We start from the raw sequence: 7590 nt of genomic DNA, 5'->3' as shown, positions 1-7590 counted from the left end.
CGACGACCCGACAGGCCACCACTCCCACGGAACCACCACTCCTATCCCCGACCAGCGGAAACGCGTCGATCACCTCCGGAAAGACAACAGCTTCTGAGTACAGATACTCAGACAGCTTGGTTGCAGTTGCGGATGAGGCACGTGAGCGGGAGCGCTACGGTATCCCCCGATAACTGGGTCGATGACAGCGCAGATACAGCGCCGCACGAAAATCGGGGAGGGCGCCACCCATGGCGTGGGACGAGTGGGAGCAGCTCAAGTCCGCTGCCGCCGAGCGACAGTCGACGCACATGAAGATCAATCACGTGGCCCCAGAGCCGGGAATCGGTGGACCCGACGGCAGTGCTCCCACGACCGGAACGCTGAGGTCGGACAAGGCCACATGGTCCAAGGCGGGCGTAGAAGTGGGCAGCCTGCAGGAGAGCATCGGTAAAGCGCTGAGGAAGCTGGGTGAAGGGCAGACCGGCATTAGCGAGGCGACAGGTATCCAGACTGCTGCCGCTCAGAAGACCGTGTACGAGTCTTGGGAACGCCGTGTGACGGACATCAGCGATCTGTGCGGCGGGCTCGCAGCGGTACTGGAGAAGACAGGCAACGATCAACTGCGGACCGACCAGGCCATTGAGGCAGAAATCGCCAAGCTGAAGTCCAGTTCCGACTCGGTCAAGGGCCGGTGACGGCGATGGACCACAAGACTCTCAGGGGCCTGAAGCCCTCTGACTACGCAGAAGCCGCCGATGGTTATCGAACTGTCAGTGACATGGCCAGTACAGCCAAGGAGCGTATTGACACTCAGATTGTCAGAGCCATGCGAAAGGCCAACGAAGGCGAGGCAGCGGACGCCGCCCAAAAGCAGTTGCGGAAACTGTCACAAAACTTTCACTACACGCAGATCGAGTGTGGCCTGATCAGCGGAGTCCTCAACGCTTTTTCGGCCGAGATTTCTGTCCCCAGAAAAAACTTGATCGAGGCGCTGGAGGAAGCTGTTGAGCTGGGTTTCTCCGTCGACTCGAACGGCAACGTGACATATCCAGCTGGCGGCAAGAGTGAAATGACCGGGGAAAAGTACCCCGGAGGCACAGCCATAGGTAACAACGGATTGTTGAACCCCTCCAATAGCCCAGCTCTTCGAGGACCTGATGTCAATGGCTTACTCACCGGGACAGGGCCGGAACTGCGCGTCCCCAACCCTCGGGCAGCAAAGGCGCAGGACATCGCCGACCGCATCGCCCATGCTCTGCGAGAAGCCAATGACATCGACCGAGAGTACAGCGAGGCACTGAAGAAACTGAAGGCCACCAAGGGCCTGGCAGTCAACACCAAGACGTGGGCGGACGTGGCATCCGACGTCGACTCGGTGAGCTCAGTTGCAAGTGATTACATCAAGGATCAAATCCCACTGGAAAAGTCGCCTGCCGAGCGCAAAAAGTGGTGGGACGGCCTGAGTGATGAAGAGCGAGCAGAATACAGAATCGCCTTTCCGGAAATCATCGGAAACTTGGATGGTGTTCCTTCTGTAGTGCGCGACGATGCCAACCGGGAGAACATTCGACTTCTCATCGCGCAACTGGAAGGAGGGACCGATGAAGCGTCCAAAGAAAAGCTCGACGGGCTAAAAGGTATTCAGAACAAGCTAAACTCGGGAAGTCAGCCACCGATGTTTCTCCTGGGAGTTGGTCTTGAGGGAAACGGAAGGGCGATCGTCGCCTTTGGGAACCCCGACACGTCGAAGAATGTCTCGGCTTATGTGCCTGGACTGGGGACTAAACTCGATGGCGATTTTGCAAATGGCACGGTTAAGCGAGCGTTTGATACTGCCAAGGGTGCTCAACAGATCGATCCTTCCTCGTCTGCGATCGTATGGCTCGGGTACGATGCCCCGCAAACTCTAGATGTGATGACGGCGGACGATGCCGAGCGGGGTGCTCCTGCATACAACAGTTTCCTGGGTGGAATTTCGGCCACCAATGACCACGCAGACCCCCACGTCACGGCGATTGGACATTCCTATGGCTCCAGACTCGTGGGGGCTGCCACGCAGGAACCGGGCGGTATTCCAGGGGCCGATGACATCATTCTTGTCGGCAGCCCTGGCGTCGGCGTTGACAAGGCAGAAGATCTAGGCGTGGGCAAGGGGCACGTCTGGGTGGGAGCGGCTGAGAACGACATCGTCACCAAGCTCCCTTCTGGGGGTGAAGCTGCAGCGTTCTTCGCAGGCGGGCTGCTTGGCGGGTATCTGTGGGGCGACATTGCTGATCAGGGCGACGACGATATCTGGTTTGGAAAGGACCCGGCAAGTGAAGCATTCGGCGCCAATAGATTCCAGACCATGCCCGGACCTGAGTTGGTCCAGCCTGTGGTCCCAGATGTGCTGGACTCGAAGATCACCCTTGAGGCCCACAGTAACTACTTCACGCCGGAGGAAGGGAAGGATCGGATTTCCGCAGGGAACATTGCTGCCATTGTCGCAGGGCAGCCGGGATACGTAACGAGGGAAGCGCCACGATGATGAAAAGGATGGCTATTGTTGTTGCAGTGATGCTCCTTACCGGATGTGGCCTGACCGGTACTACGCCGTCGAGCACGGGAGGTAAAGTGAAAATGAACATGCAAGAGGCCGCCGATCGAGCGGACTCCATTCTCGATGAGGCGTTCGCTGCCATAAAGCCTCCCGTTCGGTGGACGCATACCTACTCGATGCCGGGGGATTGCTATGTGGACCGTGATCGTGCCGTCATGACGATCATTTCGGCCAAACGGCGCGGCAGCTTTCTGGGCGTGCTGGAGCGCCACTGGAAGAGCAAGGGATACAAGTTCATCACGGCTAGCGAGAACGGGTTGTCAGCCCATTTCAGGACTCAGGATGACTTTCAGCTTCAGGTCCTTATCGGAATCAACGGGCAGGCCCATCTCAGCGTAACGACTCCGTGCGTGGAGAAATCCGAGGTTGCCTCGCCGACTAGCAAGCCGAACGGACCGGATTACTCACAACAGGAGCTACCGCCTCCAAATGTCCATTCGGACTTCTGGTCGTCCAGTGGTTACTGAGCTCTTTCAGCGTTGCCGCTCCAGCGTGAGGACGGCAGCGGCGATTGAGGGTCATTCGATTCGGGCTGCAGCGGGACCGGCGGAAGATGCGCCAGGACTTCAGCCGTGCGACGCCGCGCTCGACCGGGGCCCGGGCTGCGGACAGCGCGCGGTTGACGGTTTGCTGGGTCGGTGTGAGCTCGCGGCCCGGCGGGCGTCTGAGGAGTTTCGTCACCCATGAGCCGACTCCCATATAAGCCCGGTCAGCGAGGACTGGGACACCTTGGCGTTCACAGATCCGGATGATCCGGTGGTTGCGCGCCGCCGTCAGGTCGTGGGCGTGGCCGGGGAGTGCGGGATCCACAGCAGCCGGCCGTCTGGATCGGTGACCATCTGCACGTTCACCCCGTGTCGGTGGTGTTTGTGGGAGTAGTCGGCTCGGCTGTCGCCGACCCGGTCGCACTCCGCGAGGGTGCCGTCCAGCAGGACGTACTCTGGGTCGGCTTCACGCAGGGCACGGAGCAGGCCGGGCGCGCGGTCGGCGAGCAGGTCGATGACAGCGGCCGTGTAGGCGTGGGCGGTGCCGACGGACATGCCGAACCCGGCCGGGATCTGCGTCAGGGTGTCGTGCCGACGCAGGTACACCAGAGCAACGAACGCACGTTGGTGCGGCGGGAGCTTGCAGCGGCGGTCACCCTCGCGGGTGACGATGAGCATGGTGACCCACCCCACGAGCCTGTGAGGCAGGTCGAGCGCGGCAGAATACGGAACCAACGCAACTCCTGTGCCTGTGGGTTGAGACTTCGAACACCTCCCCCAACGGCACGTGAGTTTCGTGCGTTGCGCACACCGCCAGCGTCACCCGATCAGTGGCCGAGCTGCAAACGCTCAGTAACCCGCGCCAAGGCCGTCGCGACCGAGTTGCGGGTAGAGACGAGGCCATGAATGGTGCACAAGGTTAATCTTGTGGCACTATCACTCCATGACTGAGATCGCGATCAGCGCAGCCCGCTCCCAGCTCGGCGACCTCGTCCGCCGGGCTGCCCACGGGCGGGAGACCATCGCCCTCACCGATCATGGTCATGTGGCAGCGCTGCTCGTCTCGCCTCAGGTGATAGAGGATCTCGAAGATGCTCTGGCTGTCGCCGACTATCAGCGGCGTAAGGCCGAGGGGGCGATCGAACCCGGCATTCCCATGGCAGAGGTGCGCGCGCGGCTGGGGCTCGAACAGAAGTGACCTATGAGATCACCTTCGATCCGCACGCCCTCAACGCCGCGGCCCGATTCCTTCAGGACGACCCCAACGGTCTCGCTCTGGTCCTCGACACCATCGACAAGTTGGCCCACGACCCACGTCCCGCAGGATCGACCCCGTACGGGTCTTCTGACATTCGTCGCTTGCGTATCGGTGACTATCGGGTTCTGTACGTCATCGATGACGGCGTCATCCGGATCTTGGTGACTCATCTGGGGCGCACCCCGTAGTAGTCGGCGTTCCGCCTCACCCCAGCCCCTTCGTCAACGTGTACTCCGTAACCCCCGGCGGATAGTCCGGGATCACGCACGCCACCTCGTAGCCCAGCTTCTTGTAGAAGTCGGGGGCCTGGAAGTCCCAGGTCTCCAGGCGGGCCGCCCGGCAGCCCCGTTCGTCGTGGGCCATGCGTTCCGCGTCCGACAGCAGGCGGGTGCCCAGGCCGGAGCCCCGGGCGGTTTCGTCGACCCAGAGGTACGTGACATGGAGCCAGGTCGCCCACGTGTGGCCGACGAGGCCGCCGACCAGCGTCCCCGCGTCGTCGACCGCCCAGACGTGCAGAGGTGTCTCCCGTTCTTCAGGGGTGCTGCGCAGCTTCCGTAGGACCGGGGAGGCCGCCGTGTTGGTGGCCCTCAGTCGGGAATGCAGCAACTGGGCTCGATCTTTGTCGACTTCTGTCTCGATTCGAAACATGCGGCACACCATAAACGCGTTCGCCAACCAGTTCTGCAAATCACCTTCCGCTCCTGCCCTCCGGCCCTACTCTGATGGACAGTGCCGGTGGGGGCCGGTGCTGATCAGGGGGCGAGACAAGTCGGGTACGACGCCCGGAGTGGGGGTAGCGGTTCAGCACGGCGGCGGCCGTGTGGCTGCGGCGCCCCGTCCCAGGTGTCAACCGGGGAACCTTCCGGGCGTCGTACCCGCGCCGGTCGTCCCCCGACCAGTGGGGGTTTCAGTGGTTCGCATCCGAGTCCTGGTCGTTGACGACCACCGTATCTTCGCCGAGTCGCTCGCCGCGGCTCTCGCCGCCGAGCCCGACGTCGACGTGTCCGCGGCCGGCAGCGGCCCCGCCGCGCTGCGCTGTCTGGAACGCGCGGCGGCGGAAGGGCGGAAGTTCGACGTGCTGCTCGTCGACGCCGATCTGGGCGGGCATGGTCAGCCGCCCGCCGTGCGTCCAGGCCACCACCTGGGCGCGACAGGTGCCGCCCCCGGGTACAGCCCCGGGCGGGGGCCCGTCGCCGCCGTCTCCGGGCCGGTCCCCGTACGGGACGGAGGCGAGGACGGGCTCGTCGACGGCATATCCCTCGTCGCCGGGGTGCGGTCGGGGCAGCCGACCGTACGGACCGTCGTGCTCGCCGAGAAGGACGACCCGCGCCGGGCCGCGCTCGCGCTCCAGGCCGGAGCCTCCGGATGGGTCGCCAAGGACTGCTCGCTCTCGCGGCTGCTCACCGTCATCCGCGGAGTGCTGCGCGACGAGACACATCTGCCGCCCGCCCTCCTCACCGGCGTACTGCGCGAACTGACCGCCGCCCGCAAGCACCGCACGGAGAGTGAGCGGCTCGTCGAGTCCCTCACACCACGTGAGCGTGAAGTGCTTCGGTGCATGGTGGCCGGGCTGGGGCGCAAAGCCGTCGCCGAGCGCCTGTTCCTGTCGCCCCACACCGTCCGCACCCATATGCAGAACGTCCTCGGCAAGCTGGGCGTCCACAGCACCCTCGCCGCCGTCGCCCTCGCCCGCCGCGCCGGCGTGGGGCCCGCCGACCTAACCGGGGATGTTGTCGAACGGGGCGGTCAACTGGCGTAGCAGCCCCGCCAGTTCACCTCGCTGGGCCCGTGACAGCTCGGCCAGGATCGCTCGTTCCTGGTCGAGGAGTCCGGCGAGCGCCTGGTCCGCCCGGTCCCGGCCCTCGTCCGTCAGCCGGACGAGCACGCCCCGACGGTCAGTGGGGTCCGGCAACCGCTCGACCAGGCCCTTCTTCGCCAGGCGGTCGATGCGGTTCGTCATCGTGCCCGAGGTCACGAGCGTCTGCGTGAGCAATTGGCCCGGGGAGAGCTGATACGGCGTACCCGCGCGCCGCAGCGCCGTCAGTACGTCGAACTCCCACGGCTCCAGCTGATGCTCGGCGAATGCCAGTCTGCGCGCACGGTCCAGGTGCCGGGCCAGCCGGCTCACCCGGCTGAGTACTTCTAGCGGCTCCACGTCGAGGTCGGGGCGCTCCCGGCGCCACGCTGCGACCAGCCGATCGACCTCGTCCTCCATGGCGATCAGTGTAGTGGTTGTGTCGATGTGAAGTCTCTTGGAGTCAAGATGATTGATATCGATAATCTTGACGTCGAGATAATCTTCGGCGACAGTGGATGTCTGCCGGGCGTACGGCCGTGAACGGCGACGGTGAACGGCTTCCGGCGGCGTAAGGAGTTACGAGGAGGTAGCCCGCCCATGCCCGCCACCACTCCCACCTGGGATCCCCAGCAGTACCTGCGCCACGCCGGCCACCGCGCCCGCGCCTTCGTCGACCTGCTCGCCCAGGTGCCCGAGCCGCCCGGCGACCGCCCCCGCATCGCCGACCTCGGCTGCGGCCCCGGCAATGTCACCCGCCTGCTCGCCGACCGCTGGCCCGGCGCGCACATCACCGGATACGACAACTCGCCCGAGATGCTCGACAGGGCGCACGTCGAGTACGAGGGGGCCATGCCGGGCGGCGGCCGCATCGACTTCGCCGCCGTCGACGTCCGCACCTGGGTGCCTCCGGAGCCGTACGGCCTGATCGTCAGCAACGCGACCTTCCAGTGGGTGCCCGGGCACCTCGACCGGTTCCCGGTCTGGGTGGACGCCCTCGTACCGGGCGGCACCTTCGCCTTCCAGGTGCCCGGCAACTTCGACTCGCCCAGCCACCGCCTCATGCGGGAACTCGCGCGGTCCGACCGGTGGCGGGACCGGCTCGGCGAGACGCTCCGCCACGACGACGCGGTCCATGCGCCCACCGTGTATCTGGCCGCGCTCGCCGACCTTGGCTGCGAGGTCGACGTCTGGGAGGCGACGTACGTCCACCTCCTCCAGGGCGAGGACCCCGTGCTCGACTGGGTCAAGGGGACGGGACTGCGGCCGATCCTCACGGAACTCGGGGAGGCGGCCGCCCCCTTCGTCACCGAGTACCGGGCCGCCCTCCGTGAGGCATACCCGGCCACGCCTCACGGTACGGCCTTCCCCTTCCGCCGCATCTTCGTCGTCGCGCGCAAGCCAGGGGGTGAGAGCTAGTCAGGGGCTGCCTCTGCGGGGTGCCTCTCCGCTTCGCCCTCGCAACGCGCCG

Annotated in this window: 9 protein-coding genes and 1 pseudogene; 7 read left to right on the top strand and 3 right to left on the bottom strand. The window is 64.8% G+C overall.

Features of this window, described 5'->3' with window-relative positions; genetic code table 11:
- Window positions 1-230 precede the first annotated feature (230 nt).
- From ACZ43N_RS28465 to ACZ43N_RS28455, 3 genes are read left to right on the top strand one after another with little or no spacing between them, the layout of a single operon-like run.
- Window positions 231-677, top strand: coding sequence for a hypothetical protein (locus ACZ43N_RS28465; RefSeq protein ID WP_468101499.1), 447 nt, complete (start codon window positions 231-233; stop codon window positions 675-677).
- A gap of 5 nt (window positions 678-682) precedes the next feature.
- A complete protein-coding gene (locus ACZ43N_RS28460) occupies window positions 683-2509 on the top strand; it encodes an alpha/beta hydrolase (RefSeq protein WP_468101497.1) in 1827 nt (608 codons plus the stop codon).
- A gap of 8 nt (window positions 2510-2517) precedes the next feature.
- A complete protein-coding gene (locus tag ACZ43N_RS28455; RefSeq protein WP_468101495.1) occupies window positions 2518-3048 on the top strand; it encodes a hypothetical protein in 531 nt (176 codons plus the stop codon).
- Window positions 3049-3054: 6 nt separating this feature from the next.
- Here the strand turns inward: ACZ43N_RS28455 and ACZ43N_RS28450 are convergent.
- Window positions 3055-3801 (bottom strand): annotated as a pseudogene (locus ACZ43N_RS28450) (transposase).
- A gap of 208 nt (window positions 3802-4009) precedes the next feature.
- On the opposite strand from ACZ43N_RS28450, the gene ACZ43N_RS28445 reads away from it, so the two are divergent.
- Together ACZ43N_RS28445 and ACZ43N_RS28440 are read left to right on the top strand one after the other, a co-directional pair.
- Complete coding sequence (locus ACZ43N_RS28445) at window positions 4010-4264, top strand: type II toxin-antitoxin system Phd/YefM family antitoxin (protein ID WP_468101493.1); 255 nt, start codon at window positions 4010-4012, stop codon at window positions 4262-4264.
- Complete coding sequence (locus ACZ43N_RS28440; protein ID WP_468101491.1) at window positions 4261-4512, top strand: type II toxin-antitoxin system RelE family toxin; 252 nt, start codon at window positions 4261-4263, stop codon at window positions 4510-4512. The genes ACZ43N_RS28445 and ACZ43N_RS28440 overlap by 4 nt, the downstream gene beginning before the upstream one ends.
- Before the next feature lie 16 nt (window positions 4513-4528).
- Here the strand turns inward: ACZ43N_RS28440 and ACZ43N_RS28435 are convergent, their stop codons facing one another.
- Window positions 4529-4984 (bottom strand): GNAT family N-acetyltransferase, encoded by a 456-nt coding sequence (locus ACZ43N_RS28435; protein ID WP_468101515.1) that lies wholly within the window; start codon window positions 4982-4984, stop codon window positions 4529-4531.
- 250 nt (window positions 4985-5234) lie between these two features.
- Here ACZ43N_RS28435 and ACZ43N_RS28430 point away from each other — a divergent pair, with 250 nt between their 5' ends.
- Window positions 5235-6083 carry a response regulator transcription factor gene (locus ACZ43N_RS28430; protein WP_468101489.1) on the top strand — a complete coding sequence of 283 codons (849 nt, stop codon included), beginning with the start codon at window positions 5235-5237 and terminating at the stop codon, window positions 6081-6083.
- Here ACZ43N_RS28430 and tamR read toward each other — a convergent pair.
- Window positions 6042-6539: a MarR family transcriptional regulator TamR gene (gene tamR / locus ACZ43N_RS28425; RefSeq protein ID WP_468101487.1), complete on the bottom strand. Its 498-nt coding sequence runs from the start codon at window positions 6537-6539 to the stop codon at window positions 6042-6044. The two genes, ACZ43N_RS28430 and tamR, sit on opposite strands and share 42 nt — an antisense overlap.
- A 180-nt stretch (window positions 6540-6719) precedes the next feature.
- On the opposite strand from tamR, the gene ACZ43N_RS28420 reads away from it, so the two are divergent.
- A complete protein-coding gene (locus ACZ43N_RS28420; protein WP_468101486.1) occupies window positions 6720-7538 on the top strand; it encodes a trans-aconitate 2-methyltransferase in 819 nt (272 codons plus the stop codon).
- Window positions 7539-7590: the final 52 nt, after the last annotated feature.

This window comes from Streptomyces sp. NPDC030814 (assembly GCF_055572155.1).
This window is presented reverse-complemented; position numbering and strand designations above follow the sequence as displayed.